The organism is Streptomyces sp. PA03-6a, from assembly GCF_033792765.1.
GTDB lineage: Bacteria > Actinomycetota > Actinomycetes > Streptomycetales > Streptomycetaceae > Actinacidiphila.
Genome location: NZ_JARAVK010000098.1, coordinates 1 through 15,764, shown reverse-complemented (window position 1 = coordinate 15,764; position 15,764 = coordinate 1). Strand labels below are relative to the sequence as shown.

12 protein-coding genes are annotated in these 15,764 nt (G+C 72.5%); 10 read left to right on the top strand and 2 right to left on the bottom strand.

All coding sequences use genetic code 11. The annotated features are described in order from the left end of the window. Nucleotides 1–158 precede the first annotated feature (158 nt). From PV350_RS23060 to PV350_RS23025, 8 genes are all read left to right on the top strand, one after another. Nucleotides 159–2,600, top strand: a complete 2,442-nt coding sequence (locus tag PV350_RS23060) for a GcvT family protein (RefSeq protein WP_500335794.1) — start codon at nt 159–161, stop codon at nt 2,598–2,600. Between the two features lie 61 nt (nt 2,601–2,661). After that, entirely contained in the window at nt 2,662–3,948 is a 1,287-nt protein-coding gene (gene glyA, locus PV350_RS23055) for a serine hydroxymethyltransferase (protein WP_500335792.1), read from the top strand. Then, complete coding sequence (locus tag PV350_RS23050; RefSeq protein WP_500335790.1) at nt 3,945–5,177, top strand: sarcosine oxidase subunit beta family protein; 1,233 nt, start codon at nt 3,945–3,947, stop codon at nt 5,175–5,177. Before glyA ends, PV350_RS23050 begins: the two co-directional genes overlap by 4 nt. Before the next feature lie 12 nt (nt 5,178–5,189). Continuing rightward, nucleotides 5,190–8,237, top strand: a complete 3,048-nt coding sequence (locus PV350_RS23045; protein ID WP_500335789.1) for a sarcosine oxidase subunit delta — start codon at nt 5,190–5,192, stop codon at nt 8,235–8,237. Continuing rightward, nucleotides 8,230–8,823: a sarcosine oxidase subunit gamma gene (locus tag PV350_RS23040; RefSeq protein ID WP_500335788.1), complete on the top strand. Its 594-nt coding sequence runs from the start codon at nt 8,230–8,232 to the stop codon at nt 8,821–8,823. Before PV350_RS23045 ends, PV350_RS23040 begins: the two co-directional genes overlap by 8 nt. A gap of 61 nt (nt 8,824–8,884) precedes the next feature. Then, the gene (locus PV350_RS23035) at nt 8,885–9,334 is read left to right on the top strand and encodes an RrF2 family transcriptional regulator (protein WP_499515343.1); all 450 of its coding nucleotides are present in this window, start codon (nt 8,885–8,887) and stop codon (nt 9,332–9,334) included. Between the two features lie 88 nt (nt 9,335–9,422). Further along, nucleotides 9,423–10,625 carry a globin domain-containing protein gene (locus PV350_RS23030; protein WP_499515344.1) on the top strand — a complete coding sequence of 401 codons (1,203 nt, stop codon included), beginning with the start codon at nt 9,423–9,425 and terminating at the stop codon, nt 10,623–10,625. Nucleotides 10,626–10,642: 17 nt separating this feature from the next. Next, the gene (locus tag PV350_RS23025) at nt 10,643–11,164 is read left to right on the top strand and encodes an NUDIX hydrolase (RefSeq protein WP_499515345.1); all 522 of its coding nucleotides are present in this window, start codon (nt 10,643–10,645) and stop codon (nt 11,162–11,164) included. Here the strand turns inward: PV350_RS23025 and PV350_RS23020 are convergent. Further along, nucleotides 11,143–12,948, bottom strand: a complete 1,806-nt coding sequence (locus PV350_RS23020; RefSeq protein WP_499515346.1) for an AMP-dependent synthetase/ligase — start codon at nt 12,946–12,948, stop codon at nt 11,143–11,145. The two genes, PV350_RS23025 and PV350_RS23020, sit on opposite strands and share 22 nt — an antisense overlap. 212 nt (nt 12,949–13,160) lie before the next feature. On the opposite strand from PV350_RS23020, the gene panD reads away from it, so the two are divergent. Next, nucleotides 13,161–13,583, top strand: a complete 423-nt coding sequence (gene panD / locus PV350_RS23015; RefSeq protein ID WP_499515347.1) for an aspartate 1-decarboxylase — start codon at nt 13,161–13,163, stop codon at nt 13,581–13,583. Nucleotides 13,584–13,857: 274 nt separating this feature from the next. Beyond that, complete coding sequence (gene chvE, locus PV350_RS23010; protein WP_499515348.1) at nt 13,858–14,958, top strand: multiple monosaccharide ABC transporter substrate-binding protein; 1,101 nt, start codon at nt 13,858–13,860, stop codon at nt 14,956–14,958. A 78-nt stretch (nt 14,959–15,036) separates the two neighbouring features. Here the strand turns inward: chvE and PV350_RS23005 are convergent. Next, on the bottom strand, nt 15,037–15,764 hold a 728-nt coding region (locus PV350_RS23005; protein WP_500335787.1), incomplete at its 5' end, for a hypothetical protein.

Below are 15,764 nucleotides of genomic sequence, written 5' to 3'. Positions count from 1 at the left end.
CCCCGGGCGGTCACCAGGCCCTCCCGGGGCCGCTCCAGCCGCCTCCCGGCGGCCTTCTCCCGCCCCTGGCGGGCCTCTTGACACCCTCTCCGGCGCCCGGCACATTGAGTTGCGCAACCTGAATCATGTTGCGCTGACAGCAACTGGGAGGTTTGGCGATGACGGGACCCCGCGTGGTCATCATCGGAGCGGGCGTCGTGGGGGCGGCGCTGGCCGACGAACTGTCCTCCGCCGGCTGGACCGACGTCACGGTCGTCGACCAGGGGCCGCTCCCCGCCACCGGGGGCTCCTCGTCCCACGCCCCGGGCCTGGTGTTCCAGACCAACCCCTCCAAGACCATGACCGAACTCGCCCGCTACACCGTGGACAAGCTCCGCTCCCTCGACGTCGACGGGCAGCCCTGCTTCCTCCAAGTCGGCGGCCTGGAGGTGGCCACCACCCCCGAGCGCCTGGCCGAACTGCACCGGCGGCACGGCTGGGTGACCTCGTGGGGCGTCGGGGCCCGGGTCGTCGGACCCGAAGAATGCGCCGCGCTCCACCCGCTGCTGGACCGCTCACGCGTCCTGGGCGGACTGTTCGTCCCCACCGACGGCCTCGCCAAGGCCGTCCTCGCCGTCGAGGCGCAGACCCGGCGCGCCGCCGCGCGCGGCGTCCGCTTCCTCGAACGTCACGAAGTCCTCGCCGTCACCCAGGACGACGGCCGCGTCACCGGGGTCGTCACCGACCGCGGCGGTGCGCTCGCGGCCGACGTCGTCGTCTGCTGCGCCGGCATCTGGGGCCCCAAGGTGGCCCGGATGGCGGGCATGGAGCTGCCGCTCACCCCGCTCGCCCACCAGCTCGCCTGGACCGGCCCGGTCCCCGCCCTGGCGGGCCAGGCCGCCGAGGCCGTCCGCCCGATCCTGCGCCACCAGGACGCCGACCTCTACTACCGCGACCACCACGACCGCATCGGCATCGGCTCCTACGGCCACCGCCCCATGCCGGTCCCCGTCGACGACATCGCCTCGTTCGACGCCGCGGACGGGATGCCGTCCGTCCTGGAGTTCACCGAGGACGACTTCGCCGACGCCTGGACCGAGACCCGGTCCCTGCTGCCCGCCACCCGCGACGCCAAGGTCGAGGAGGGCATCAACGGACTGTTCTCCTTCACCACCGACGGCATGCCGCTGCTCGGCGAGTCGCCACAGGTGAAGGGGTTCTGGGTCGCCGAGGCCGTCTGGGTCACGCACTCGGCCGGCGTCGGCCGGGCGATGGCCGAATGGCTGGTGGACGGCCACTGCTCGTCCTTCGACCTCCACGAATGCGACGTCAACCGCTTCGAGTCGCACCAGCTCGCGCCCGACTACGTGCTCGCCCGCGACTGCCGCAACTTCGTCGAGGTCTACGACATCATCCACCCGCTCCAGCCCACGGGCGCCCCGCGCCCGATCCGCACCAGCCCCTTCCACCCCCGCCAGGAGGAGCTCGGGGCCTTCTTCCTGGAGGCGAACGGCTGGGAGCGGCCGCAGTGGTACGAGAGCAACGCCGGCCTGGTGGAGGGCCGTTCCCTCCCCGTCCCGGGCGACTGGGCGGCCCGCTACTGGTCGCCGGTCGTCGGTGCCGAGGCCCAGGTCACCCGGGAGACCGTCGCCCTGTACGACATGACCGCGCTCAAGCGCCTGGAGGTCACCGGACGCGGCGCCGCCGCCTTCCTGCAGCGGCTCACCACCGGCAACGTCGACAAATCGGTCGGGTCGGTGACCTACACCCTGCTCCTGGACCACGACGGCGGCATCCGCAGCGACATCACGGTGGCCCGGCTCGGCCGCGACCTCTTCCAGGTCGGCGTCAACGGCAACCTGGACCTGGACTGGCTCACCCGGCACCTCCCCGGCGACGGCACCGTCGCGGTCCGCGACATCACCGCGGGCACCTGCTGCATCGGCCTGTGGGGACCGCTCGCCCGCGAGGTCCTGCAGCCGCTCGCCGACGCGGACTTCTCCGACGCCGGACTGAAGTACTTCCGCGCCAAGCGGGCGCACGTCGGGGCCGTGCCCGTCACGGCGATGCGGCTGTCCTACGTCGGCGAACTGGGCTGGGAGCTGTACACCACGGCGGACCTGGGTCTGAAGCTCTGGGACACCCTGCTGGCCGCCGCCCGGCCGCTGGGCGGCATCCCCGCCGGGCGCGGGGCCTTCAACAGCCTGCGTCTGGAGAAGGGGTACCGCTCCTTCGGCACCGACATGACCTTCGAGCACGACCCCTACGAGGCCGGCCTCGCCTTCGCCGTCAGGGAGGACAAGGACGACTTCACCGGCAAGGCCGCGCTCGCCCGGCGCCGGGACCAAGCGCGGCGCAGGCTCACCTGCCTGACCGTCGACGACCCGGGCTCCGTGGTGATGGGCAAGGAACCGGTGTACGACGGCGACCGGCCCGTCGGCTACGTCACCAGCGCCGCCTACGGCTACACGGTCGGCAAGGGCATCGCCTACGCCTGGCTGCCGGCGGAGCTCGCCGTGCCGGGGCGCGCCCTCGACATCGCCTACTTCGACCGGCGCGTGGCGGCGCGGGTCGCCGCGGAGCCGCTGTTCGACCCGGCCATGTCCCGCCTCCGCGGCTGACATCCCGCGGACGGCACCACCGCGAGACCTCCGACGCCGCCGCTGAGAGGAAGCCCCGCGCATGAACCCGCTGACCGCCCGCCTGTCCGAAGTCGACCCCGAGGTGCACGCCGCGCTGCGCGCCGAACTGGCCCGTCAGCGGTCCACCCTGGAGATGATCGCCTCGGAGAACTTCGCGCCCGCCGCCGTCATGGAGGCCCAGGGCTCGGTGCTGACCAACAAGTACGCAGAGGGCTACCCCGGCCGCCGGTACTACGGCGGCTGCGAGCACGTCGACGTCACCGAGCGGCTCGCCGTCGAGCGCGTCAAGGCCCTCTTCGGCGCCGCCCACGCCAACGTCCAGCCGCACTCCGGGGCGCAGGCCAACACCGCCGTGCTCTTCGCCCTGCTGCGGCCCGGCGACACCGTGCTCGGGCTGGACCTCGCGCACGGCGGCCACCTCACGCACGGGATGCGGCTCAACTACTCCGGGAAGATGCTCGACGTCGTCCCGTACCACGTCTCCGCGACCGACCACCGGGTCGACATGGACGAGGTCGAGCGGCTCGCCAAGGAACACCGCCCGAAGATGATCATCGCGGGCTGGTCGGCGTATCCCCGGCAGCTGGACTTCGCCGCCTTCCGCCGCATCGCCGACGAGGTCGGGGCGCTGCTCCTGGTCGACATGGCGCACTTCGCGGGCCTGGTCGCCGCAGGGCTCCACCCGAACCCCGTCCCGTACGCCCACGTCACCACCACGACCACCCACAAGACGCTCGGCGGACCGCGCGGGGGAGTGATCCTGACCGACGACGCCGATCTCGCCAAGAAGCTGAACTCGGCGGTCTTCCCCGGTATGCAGGGCGGCCCTCTGGAGCACGTGATCGCCGCGAAGGCGGTCTCCTTCAAGGTCGCCGCCGGGGAGGAGTTCAGGGAACGCCAGGCCCGCACCCTGGCCGGTGCCCGCATCCTGGCCGAGCGCCTGACGCGGGACGACGCCGCGCGGGCGGGCGTGTCGGTGCTCACCGGAGGCACCGACGTGCACCTCGTCCTCGTCGACCTGCGCGCCTGCGCCCTCGACGGCCGTCAGGCCGAGGACCTGCTGCACTCGATCGGCGTCACCGTCAACCGCAACGCCGTCCCCTTCGACCCGCGCCCGCCCATGGTCACCTCGGGGCTGCGCATCGGCACGCCCGCCCTGGCCACCCGCGGTTTCACCGAGGACGACTTCGCCGAGGTCGCCGACGTCATGGCGCTCGCCCTGAGCCCCGCGCCCGACCTGCCCGCCCTGCGGGCCCGCACCGAGGCGCTCGCCGCCGCGCACCCGCTCTACCCGCACCTGCCGCAGGACGGAGACGACGCCCGATGACCCCGCGCACCCCGGGTGCCGACCTCCCCGAGCACCCGGAGTTCCTCTGGCGCACGCCCGAACCCAAGCGCTCCTACGACGTGGTCGTCGTCGGCGGCGGCGGGCACGGCCTGGCCACCGCGCACTACCTGGCGCGCAACCACGGCATCACCGACGTGGCCGTGCTGGAGAGGGGCTGGCTCGCGGGCGGCAACATGGCCCGCAACACCACGATCATCCGCTCCAACTACCTCTGGGACGAGAGCGCGGGCATCTACGAGCACGCCCTGAAGCTGTGGGAGGGCCTGGAGGAGGAACTGGACTACCCGATCCTGTTCTCCCAGCGCGGGGTCCTCAACCTCGCCCACAGCCTCCAGGACGTACGAGACGGCGTCCGCCGGGTCGAGGCCAACCGGCTGAACGGAGTCGACGCCCAGTGGCTCGACCCCGCGCAGGTGAAGAAGGTCTGCCCGATCGTCAACACCTCGCCGGACGTGCGGTACCCGGTGATGGGCGGGACCTACCAGCCCCGCGCGGGGATCGCCAAGCACGACCACGTGGCCTGGGGCCTGGCCCGCTCGGCCGACGCGGCCGGTGTCGACCTCGTCCAGAACTGCGAGGTGACCGGCATCGACGTCCACGACGGCCGGGTCACCGGCGTACGGACGAACCTCGGGCCCATCGCCGCGGGCAAGGTGGCGCTCTGCGCGGCCGGCCACACCTCGGTGCTGGCGCGGATGGCCGGTTTCGACCTGCCGCTGCAGAGCCACCCGCTGCAGGCGCTGGTGAGCGAGCTGCTGGAGCCCGTGCACCCCACGGTCGTCATGTCCAACGCGGTGCACGTGTACGTCAGCCAGGCCCACAAGGGCGAACTGGTCATGGGCGCGGGCATCGACGCCTACAACTCCTACACCCAGCGCGGCGCGTTCCACGTCATCGAGCGGCAGATGGCCGCCGCACTGGAACTCTTCCCGGTCTTCGCCCGCGCCCACCTGCTGCGCACCTGGGGCGGCATCGTCGACGTCAGCCCGGACGCCTCGCCGATCGTCGGCCTCACCCCGGTCCACGGCCTCTACCTCAACTGCGGCTGGGGCACCGGCGGTTTCAAGGCCACCCCCGGGGTGGGCTGGGTCTACGCGGACACCATCGCCCACGACAGCCCGCACGCCCTGGCCGCGCCCTTCTCGCTCGAACGATTCACCACCGGCGCGCTCGTCGACGAGCACGGCGCGGCCGCGGTCGCCCACTGAGGAGCCCGATCGATGCTGCTCATCCCCTGCCCCTGGTGCGGGCCCCGCGACGAGGCCGAGTTCCACTACGGCGGTCAGGCGCACCTCGCCTACCCGCGGGACCCGGCGGCCCTGACGGACGAGGAGTGGGCCCGCCACCTCTTCTTCCGCGACAACCCCAAGGGTCCCTTCGCCGAACGCTGGATGCACGCCGCGGGCTGCCGCCGCTGGTTCGACGCGGTGCGCGACACGGCGACGAACCGCTTCGTCAACGGCGCGTCCGCCCCGGACCCCGGCCCGTCAACGGCCGTCGGCCCGGCGGCGTCGCGCGCGCCGGCCGCCCCGGCCCCCGCCCTGCGGCCGGCGCGTGACCCGGCACAGCCCTTCCGGCTCGCCGAGGGCGGGCGGATCGACCGCGCCACGCCCCTGACGTTCACCTTCGACGGCACCACGTACACCGGCTACCGCGGGGACACCCTGGCCTCCGCGCTGCTCGCCCACGGGGTCGTCGCCACCGGTACCGGCATCAGGCTGGGGCGTCCGCGCGGCATCTTCTCCGCCGGGGTGGAGGAGCCCAACGCCCTGGTGCAGATCGAGTTCCCATTCCCGGAACCGATGCTGCCCGCGACGACCGTCGAGCTGTACGACGGCCTCGTGGCGACCGGCCTGCCCGGTCGGGGCCGGCTCGCCACCGAGCCCGACCCGGCCCGCTACGACGCCGTCCACGCCCACTGCGACCTGCTGGTCGTCGGCGCGGGCCCCACCGGGCTGGCGGCGGCGGCCGTGGCGGCCGGCAGCGGGGCGCGGGTGATCCTCGCCGACGACCAGCCGGAACCGGGCGGCAGCCTCCTCGGCAGCGGACGGCACCTGGACTGGGCCGCGGAGACCGAGGCCCTCCTCGCCGCCGAACCCGGGATCCGCGTCCTGCGCCGTACGACGGTTTTCGGCCACTACGACGACAACCACGTCCTCGCCGTCGAGCGCCGCACGAACCACCTCGGCGCCGCCGCCCCCGTCCACGTGTCCCGCGAACGCGTCCACCGCGTCCGCGCCCGCTGGGTCGTGCTCGCCACCGGCGCGCACGAGCGTTCGCTGGCCTTCCCCGACAACGACCGTCCCGGCGTCATGCTGGCCGGCGCGGCCCGCGCCTACGTCCGCCGCTACGGCGTCGTACCCGGGCGCAGGGCCGTCGTGTTCACCACCAACGACAGCACCGGCGACGTCGTGCGCGACCTGGCCGCCGCCGGCGTGGAGATCGCGGCGGTGGTCGACGCCCGTGACGGCGCGTACGTCACCGGCACCGAGGGGACGGACCGGCTGACGGCCGTCCTGGTGGGCGACCGGCGGATCGAGGCCGACCTGCTGCTGGTCTCGGGCGGCTGGAACCCCGTGGGCCACCTCTACAGCCAGGCGGGCGGCGCCCTGCGGTACGACGGGGCCCTCGGCACCTTCGTCCCGGTGCCCGGATCGACGCACCAGGCCGTGGAGTTCGCCGCCACGCCCGCGGAGGGCGTGGCGGCCGCCGCCCGGGCGCTCGCGGCCGAGGGCTTCACGCCGGCGCGGCCCCTCGTCCCGCCGGCTGAGCCGGGACCCGGGCGCCCGCCGACCGTCCTCTTCGACGTCCCCGTCCCGGCCCCCGGCCCGCGCTTCGTCGACCTGCAGCGCGACGTCACCGTGGCCGACCTGGCGCGTGCGGCCGGTACGGGGATGCGCTCGGTGGAGCACACCAAGCGGTACACCACCGCGGGCACCGCGAACGACCAGGGGAAGACCTCCGGCGTCCTGGCCTCGGGCGTCGTCGCGGGCCTGCTCGGCGTGGAGGTGTCCGCGCTCGGCACGACGACATACCGCCCCCCGTACGCGCCGGTGTCCTTCGCCGCGCTCGCGGGCTGCGACCGGGGCGCGCTCCACGACCCGGTCCGGGTGACCGCGCTGCACGACCTCCACCTCGCCGGCGGCGCGGTCTTCGAGGACGTGGGGCAGTGGAAACGCCCCCGGTACTACCCGCGCCCCGGCGAGGACATGGCGGCGGCCGTCCTGCGCGAGTGCCGGGCCGCCCGCGAGGACGTGGCCTTCATGGACGCCTCGACCCTCGGCAAGATCGACGTCCAGGGCCCGGACGCGGCGGAGTTCCTGGACCGGCTCTACACCAACCTGATGTCCACCCTGCGCACGGGGATGATCCGCTACGGCGTCATGTGCCGCCAGGACGGCATGGTCTTCGACGACGGCACGGTCATCCGGCTCGCGGAGGACCGCTTCCTGGTCACGACGACCACGGGCAACGCCGCCGCCGTCCTGGACTGGATGGAGGAGTGGCTGCAGACCGAGTGGCCGGAACTGCGCGCCCACTGCACCTCGGTGACCGAGCAGTGGGCCACCGTCGCCCTCGTGGGCCCGCGCTCGCGCGAGGTGCTGGGCGCGCTCGCCCCCGGACTGGCCGTGGACAACGCCGACTTCCCCTTCATGGCCTGGCGCGACGCGACGGTGGCGGGGCTGCCGGCGAGGGTGTGCCGGATCAGCTTCTCCGGGGAGCTCGCGTACGAGATCAACGTCCCGCCCTGGCGGGCTACGGCCCTGTGGGAGGCGGTGCGGGCCGCGGGCGCCACCCCGTACGGCACCGAGACGATGCACGTGCTGCGCGCCGAGAAGGGCTATCCGATCGTCGGCCAGGACACCGACGGCACGGTCACCCCGCAGGACCTCGGCATGGGCTGGGTCGTGTCGAAGAAGAAGCGCGACTTCATCGGCAAGCGGTCGCACGCCCGCACCGACACCGCACGCCCCGACCGCAAGCACCTCGTCGGCCTGCTGCCCGAGGACCCGGGCCTGCTGCTCCCGGAGGGCACCCACCTCGTCGCGGACCCGGTGCCGCCCGGACCGCCCGTTCCGGCGCTCGGCCACGTCAGTTCCAGCTACCGCAGTGCCGCCCTGGGCCGCACCTTCGCGCTCGCCCTGGTCAAGGGCGGTCGGCAGCGGGTGGGGGAGCGGCTGTACGCGCCCGTCGGCGACCGTCTGGTGCCCGTGACCGTCGCCTCCCCCGTCCTCTACGACCCCGAGGGGGCCCGCCGTGATGGCTGACACCGTCGCCCGGCTCAGTCCGCTGTCGGCCGCGGCCGGCCGGCTCGCCGCCACGACCCGCGCCTCGGGAGGCGCCCTGCGCCTGGCCGAACTGCCCTTCCTCACGCAGATCGACCTGCGCCTGGACCCCGGGGGCCCGGCCGCAGAGGCCGCCGGGCTCGCCCTGGGCGCACCGCTGCCCCTGGAGCCGTGCACGGCCGTCCGCACCGGGGACCTGGCGGTCCTGTGGCTCGGCCCCGACCAGTGGCTGGTCGTCGGGCCGCCCGGCGCCCAGGAGGACCTGGAGGCCCGTCTGCGCAAGGCCGCGGGCGAGGCGCACGTCTCCGTCACCGAGGTCTCCGCCCAGCGCACCACCCTGCTGGTCTCCGGCCCCCGCGCCCGCGACCTGCTGGCCCACGGCTGCTCGCTCGACCTGCACCCGCGGGTGTTCACCCCCGGCCGCTGCGCGCAGACCGCGCTGGCCCGCGCCCAGGTGGTGCTGGTGGCCAGGGAGGAGGTGCGGGCGGGCTTCTGGGTGCTGGTCCGCTCCTCCTTCGCCGGCTACCTGGCCGACTGGCTGCTGGACGCCGCCACGGAGTACGTGTGACGTGGGCCGCACGACCCCCCCTTAACTTGAATCCCTGATGCGCATTATCTAGCCTCAAGGCATGCGCCTGACGAAGTCCACCGACCTCGCGCTCCGCGCGGTGATGGCCCTGTCCGTCAAGGACGAGCCGTCCACCGCCCGGGACGTGGCCGAGGCGATGCGGGTCCCGTACTCGCACCTGGCCAAGGTGGTGGCCCGGCTGCAGCACCTGGGGGTCGTCGAGACCCGCCGGGGGCGCGGCGGTGGCCTGGAGCTCACCGCCGCCGGGCGGGCGGCCTCGGTCGGCCGCCTGGTGCGGGAGCTGGAGGGTGTCGGCGACGTCGTGGACTGCGAGGGCGAGACACCCTGTCCGCTCGCCGGCGCCTGCCGGCTGCGCGGCGCGCTGCGCCGGGCGCAGGAGGCCTTCTACGCCTCCCTGGACCCGCTCACCGTCGCCGATCTGACCGCCGCGCCCACCGGACCCGTCCTGGTGGGGCTGGTCGGCTCCGGCCCGCCCGGTCCGCGGGGCTGATCCGGCCCATCCGAACCGACCGCCCGCCGAGGGCGGGTCTCTGCACGCCCTTTAATGCGAATATCAGATACCAATTAGGGAGCCGTCCATGCTCAGCGAGAAGTCCGCAGCGACCGTCCGCGCCACCCTGCCCGCCGTCGGCGGCGCGATCTCCGAGATCACCGCGCTCTTCTACGACCGGCTCTTCGCCGCCCACCCCGAGTTGCTGAGGGACCTGTTCAACCGCGGCAACCAGGCGGCCGGCACGCAGCGCGAGGCGCTCGCCGGAGCCATCGCGCACTTCGCCACCGTCCTGGTCGAGCACCCCGGACAGCGCCCCGACGCGATGCTCTCCCGCATCGCCCACAAGCACGCGTCGCTCGGCATCACCCCCGGCCAGTACCACATCGTGCAGGAGCACCTCTTCGCCGCCATCGCCGAAGTGCTGGGCGACGCCGTCACCGAGGAGGTCGCCGCCGCCTGGGACGAGGTCTACTGGCTGATGGCCAACGCCCTCATCGCCATCGAGCAGCGGCTCTACGCCGAGCACGGCGTCCTCGCCGGGGACACCTGGCGCCCCTGGGAGGTCGCCGCGAAGGTGCAGGAGACCGAGGACGTCGTCTCCCTCCGGCTCCGTCCCGCGGACGGCCTGCCGCTGCCCGACTTCGGCCCCGGCCAGTACGTCTCGGTGCGCGTCGAACTCCCCGACGGCGCCCGGCAGATCCGGCAGTACAGCCTCTCCGGCGCGCCCGGCGACACCACCCGGCAGATCACCGTCAAGCGCGAGCGCGGCGTCGCCGGGGACCCGGCCGGCGAGGTCTCCGGCCACCTCCACGACCACGTGGGCGAGGGCGCCCTCGTCGAGCTGTCGGCCCCCTACGGCGACATCGTCCTCCACGACGACGGCGGGCCCCTGCTGCTCGCCTCCGCCGGCATCGGCTGCACCCCGATGCTCGCCATGCTGCACCGGCTCGCCGGCGACGGCTACGGCGCCCCCGTGACCGTCGTCCACGGCGACCGTACGCCGGGGCACCACGCCCACGCCGCCGACCACCGCGCCCTGACCGAGAAGCTCCCCGGGGGCAGCGCCCACTTCTGGTACGAGGACCCGGGCACCGACGCCGTCCCCGGCGACCGCACCGGCCGGGTCGACCTGTCCGGCGTCGACCTGCCGGACGGCCTGCGGGCCTACCTGTGCGGCCCGCTGCCCTTCATGCGCGCCGTGCGCAGCCAGCTCATCGAACGCGGCGTGCCCGCCGCGGACGTGCACTACGAGGTCTTCGGCCCAGACCTGTGGCTGGCCCGCGGCTGACCGGCCACACTGGTCGGATGGCGGACAAGGCGGTCAAGCGCAGCGCGGGGATCCTGCTCTTCCGCGGCACCCCGCGCGGCGCGCCCGAGGTGCTGCTGGCCCACATGGGCGGCCCGTTCTGGTCGTCCAAGGACGCCGGGGCCTGGACCATCCCCAAGGGCGAGTACGAGCCCGACGAGACCGCCGAGGCGGCCGCCCGGCGCGAGTTCCTGGAGGAACTGGGCCTGCCCGTGCCGCAGGGCGAGCTGCTGCCGCTCGGCGAGAACCTGCAGCCGGGCGGGAAGGTCGTGACCGTCTGGGCGCTGGAGGGCGACCTCGACACCGGCCTTGTGGTGCCCGGGACCTTCTCCATGGAGTGGCCCCGGGGCTCGGGCCGGGTCCGGGAGTTCCCCGAGGTCGACCGGGCCGCGTGGTTCCCGCTCGGCCCGGCCGCCCACGGGAAGATCCTCTCCGCCCAGCGGACGTTCCTCGACCGGCTGCGCCGGCTGCTGGACGGGGGCGGCGCCGGCGGAGCCGGTCAGGGGGCCGGAGAGGCGTAGATCGACTCGATCTGCGCCGCGTACTCGCTGACGATCGTGTTCCTGCGGAGCTTCAGCGAGGGCGTCAGCATCCCGTTCTCCACCGAGAACTCGTGCGGCAGGATGCGGAACGCCCGGATCGACTCGGCCCGCGAGACCGCCGCGTTGGCCATCGACACCGCGCGCTGGACCTCGGCGTGCACGTCAGGCTCGGCCATCGCGGTCCGCAGCTGGACGGCCTCGCGGTCCAGGGTGATCAGCGCCGCGACGAAGGGCCTGTTGTCGCCGACCACGATGCACTGCGAGACCAGCGGGTGCGCCCGCAGCCGCTCCTCCAGCACCAGCGGCGCCACGCTCTTGCCGCCGCTGGTGATGATGATGTCCTTCTTCCGCCCGGTGATCGTCAGGTACCCGTCCGGGTCGAGAGAGCCCATGTCGCCGGTGGCCATCCAGCCGCCGCGGCGCCACACCTCGTGGTTCGCGACCGGGTCGGCGTGGTAGCCGGCGAAGACCGTCGTCCCCCGCACCAGCACCTCGCCGTCCGGTGCGATCCGCACCGCGCTGCCCGGCAGCGGCCGGCCCACGGTGCCGAAGCGCACCTTCCCCAGCGGCTGCGCGGTCACCGCGGCCGTGGTCTCGGTCAGCCCGTACCCGTCGTAGATGGTGAGCCCGGCACCCGCGAACAGCAGCGCCAGCTCCCGGCTGAGCGGGGACCCGCCCGAGACGGTGTAGTGCACGCGCCCGCCCAGCACGTCCCGGATCCGCCCGTAGACCATCCGGTCGAACGCCGAGTGCGCCGCCCGCAGCAGCGGTCCCGGCCCCGGACCCGAGCCCAGTGCGTGCCGCTCCACGGCCTCGGCGTAGCGCACCGCCACGTTCGCCGCCCGGTCGAAGACATGGGCCTTGCCGCCGCGGGCGGCGGTGTTCCGCGCGCCCTGGATGATCTTCTCGTAGACGTACGGGACGGCGAGCAGGATGGTCGGCCGGAAGGAACGGAACGCCGGGAGGAGTTCGCCGGGGGTCAGGTCGGGCTGGTGACCGAGCAGCACGCCGCCGCGCACCGCGCAGGTGGTCACCATCAGCCCGTAGATGTGCGACATGGGCAGGAACGCCAGCACCGACGGCCGCACCCCCGGCGGGGCGAAGATCGAACCGTACCCGGCCAGCAGCGTGTCGCACTCGGCGGCGAGGTTGGCGTGGGTGATCAGGCAGCCCCTGGGCGGCCCCGTGGTGCCCGAGGTGTAGGCGATCACCGCCACCGACTGCGGCTCGACCGCCCAGCGCAACTGGTCCAGCATCACCGGGTGGACCTGCCGGCCCAGCGCCGCCAGCCACGGGACGCACCCTGCGTCCAACTGCCAGATCCGGCGCAGCGCGGGCAGCGTGTCGCAGACGGCGCCCACCGTCATGGCGTGGTCCTCGTGCTCGACGACGACCGCGACCGCCCCGGAGTCGGCGAGGATCCAGCGGACCTGCTCGGCCGAGGAGGTGGGATAGACGGGGACGATCCGGGCGCCCACCGACCACAGCGCGTAGGAGAACAGCGTCCACTCGTACCGGGTGCGGGCCATCACCGCCACCGGCTCGCCGAAGCGGACACCGTCCGCCACCAGACCGCGGGCCAGTTCGGCCACCTCGTCGCGGAAGGCCGCGGCGCCGACCTCCTGCCAGCGGTCGCCCTCGTGCCCCTCGCGCCGGGCCAGGACGGCCGCGTCCGGGCGCCTGTCGGCCGCGTCGTACACCGAGTCGGCGAGTCCCCCCGACCGCAGTTGCTCCGCCCGGGGCGGAAGGCTGAACTCGCGCACGGCGCCCCTTCCCCGAGCCTGTGCCACGCCGCGGCGAGGCGGCAGGCAGGGAAGATATCCGGCTATTGGTCCACTTGCCTAGAGGTGGGGCGGAAGCGGCAGTCACTGACGCGAACGGGTACCTCGGGGCCGGTGGTTCGCGCCGACTACCATGGCCTTATCAGGCGCGTACCCCGACCGGGACGCGACCGTCCGCATCAGGAGTGTGAGCCGTGCTGCGCACCATGTTCAAGTCCAAGGTCCACCGTGCCACCGTGACCGAGGCCGACCTGCACTACGTCGGCTCCGTCACCGTCGACGCCGATCTGATGGACGCCGCCGACCTGTTGCCCGGCGAGCTGGTCCACATCGTGGACATCACCAACGGCGCCCGACTGGAGACCTACGTCATCGAGGGCCGCCGCGGCTCCGGGGTGATCGGCATCAACGGTGCCGCCGCGCATCTGGTGCACCCCGGGGACCTGGTCATCCTCATCAGCTACGCGCAGGTCGACGACGCGGAGGCCCGTGCGCTGCGGCCGCGGGTGGTGCACGTCGACGCGGACAACCGGATCGTCGCGCTGGGCGCCGACGCCTCCGAGCCGGTCCCCGGGAGCGGAACCCAGGCGAGCCCGAACGCGGTGCCGGTCGGCTGAACGTCCGTACGAGTGGCTGTGCTATTGTCCGGATCCAACTTCGAGGTATCCGTCCAGGTGGGGTCCGGTGGTCACGGGCCTCGCCGGGACCGGGAGCGCGGCGTGCTGCCGTCGTCCTCCCACAGCATTCCTCGGGCCTGACGCATCAGCAGTTCACCGGGCTCCGGCGGATCGCTGGGCTGCCACGGATCTCCGTGACGGGCCCGGACACTGTCGCTCTCGGGGGTGGGCGATGAGAGCACACTTTTGTTCGGCCCGAAAGGAACTGAGTCCCATGCACGCTGGCAGAACTGCCAGGCTGCGTACCGTGTCCCTGGTGGTCCTCACCTTCTCCCTGACGGCAGCGGCCACCGGCTGCGGCGGCGATTCGGGCGGGCAGGGCGGCGAAGTCACGGTGGGCATCGCCCTTCCCACCAAGAAGCAGACCCGCTGGATCGCCGACGGCGACAACATGTCCAAGCTGTTCAAGGCCCAGGGGTACAAGACCGACCTGCAGTACGCCGACGACAAGGTCAACACGCAGGTCGACCAGGTCGAGGCGATGATCGACCGGGGCGACAAGCTCCTGATCATCGGAGCGGTCGACGGATTCGAGCTCGGCGACGCCCTCCAGAAGGCGTCGAGGGCGGGCGTCAAGGTCATCGCCTACGACCGCCTCCTGCTGGGCTCCAGCAACGTCGACTACTACGCGAGCTTCAACAACGCCCAGGTCGGCACGATCCAGGGCGAGTACATCGAGCGGAAGCTCGGGTTGAAGTCCGGCAACGGGCCGTACAACCTCGAGGTCTTCGCCGGCGACCCCGACGACAACAACGCCTCGTTCTTCTTCAAGGGCGCGATGGACGTCCTGCAGAAGTACATCGACAAGGGTCAGCTGGTCGTGAAGAGCGACCAGACCCGCCTGAGTCAGGTGGCGACGTTCCACTGGGACGCGGCGATCGCCACCGAGACGATGGCGACCCGGCTGAGGAACCACTACAAGGGCAGCTCCACCGTGGACGCCGTCCTCGCCCCCAACGACGGCATCGCCCGCGGCGTCATCCAGGCGCTGAAGACCGGGGGCTACGGCACCACGGCCAAGCCGATGCCGGTCATCACCGGCCAGGACGCCGAGGTCGACTCGGTGAAGGAGATCATCAAGGGCGATCAGTCCATGACGGTCTACAAGGACACCCGCAAGCTCGCGGCCCGCGCGGTCCAGATGGCCCAGGACATCCTCGGCGGCCGGCAGCCCGAGATCAACGACAAGGACACGTACGACAACGGCAACAAGATCGTGCCGTCGTACCTGATCTCCCCGGTCGGCGTCGACAAGGGCAACTACCAGAAGCTGCTGGTCAAGAGCGGCTACATCAACGCGTCCGACCTCGGCTGACGCGAAGCGCACGTACGCGGGGCCGGGAGGAACACAACGTTCCTCCCGGCCCTCGTCGTACCCGGCGGCAGCCCCGCGTCAGATGAGCACGTTCAGCGAACCCGAGCTGTACAGACCGCCGTAGCCGCGGCCGGACTTGTCACCGAACCCGTAGTCGAAGTCGTTGAGGCCCTTGCCGAGACCGAGGGCGTGGACGCCCTTGCCGAACCCAACGCCATAGCCATAGCTCACGCTGTACTTGTAGCTGAAGCTGAACCGGTAGCCGTGCTTGTTGCACTGCTTCTTGTGGTGCTTCTTGTACTTCTTGTGGTGGCCCTTGTCGTGGCCCTTTCCGCCCTTGTTGCCCTTGCTGTCCTTTCCGCTCTTGCCCTTGCTGCCCTTGCTGCCCTTACTGCCCTTACTGCTGCCCTTCCCGTTGTTGTCGTCCTTGTCCTTGTACGTCGCGTTGTCGCCGTTGTCGCTGTTGTTACCGTTGCCGCCCTTACCGCCTCCCTTGCCGCCCTTGCCTCCACCGTTGCCGTTGCCGTTGTCGTTGCCGTTGTCGTCATCGTCGTCGCCGTTGTCGTCGCCGCCGCGACCGCTGGCGCCGTCGTCGTTCCAGTCGGAACGACCGCCACCGCCACGGGAGGGGCGGCGAGAAAGACAGGGACGACAAGAACGACACGCGGAAACACAAGCGCAAACGCAACGGGAGAGGACAGGGAGGAAAGGCCGAGGGTAAGGGCAGGGAAGGAAAAGCGAACGCAACGGCGGCACAAGAGAGGAAAAAACGACAGAGCACAAAGACACAAAAATAGACAAACACA

Bases quoted from the DNA above. Each gene is read 5' to 3' on its own strand.
- PV350_RS23050 (WP_500335790.1), top strand. From the start codon at position 3,945: ATGACCCCGCGCACCCCGGGTGCCGACCTCCCCGAGCACCCGGAGTTC.
- PV350_RS23030 (WP_499515344.1), top strand. From the start codon at position 9,423: ATGCTCAGCGAGAAGTCCGCAGCGACCGTCCGCGCCACCCTGCCCGCC.
- PV350_RS23025 (WP_499515345.1), top strand. From the start codon at position 10,643: ATGGCGGACAAGGCGGTCAAGCGCAGCGCGGGGATCCTGCTCTTCCGC.
- PV350_RS23045 (WP_500335789.1), top strand. From the start codon at position 5,190: ATGCTGCTCATCCCCTGCCCCTGGTGCGGGCCCCGCGACGAGGCCGAG.
- PV350_RS23040 (WP_500335788.1), top strand. From the start codon at position 8,230: ATGGCTGACACCGTCGCCCGGCTCAGTCCGCTGTCGGCCGCGGCCGGC.
- PV350_RS23060 (WP_500335794.1), top strand. From the start codon at position 159: ATGACGGGACCCCGCGTGGTCATCATCGGAGCGGGCGTCGTGGGGGCG.
- PV350_RS23035 (WP_499515343.1), top strand. From the start codon at position 8,885: ATGCGCCTGACGAAGTCCACCGACCTCGCGCTCCGCGCGGTGATGGCC.
- glyA (WP_500335792.1), top strand. From the start codon at position 2,662: ATGAACCCGCTGACCGCCCGCCTGTCCGAAGTCGACCCCGAGGTGCAC.
- chvE (WP_499515348.1), top strand. From the start codon at position 13,858: ATGCACGCTGGCAGAACTGCCAGGCTGCGTACCGTGTCCCTGGTGGTC.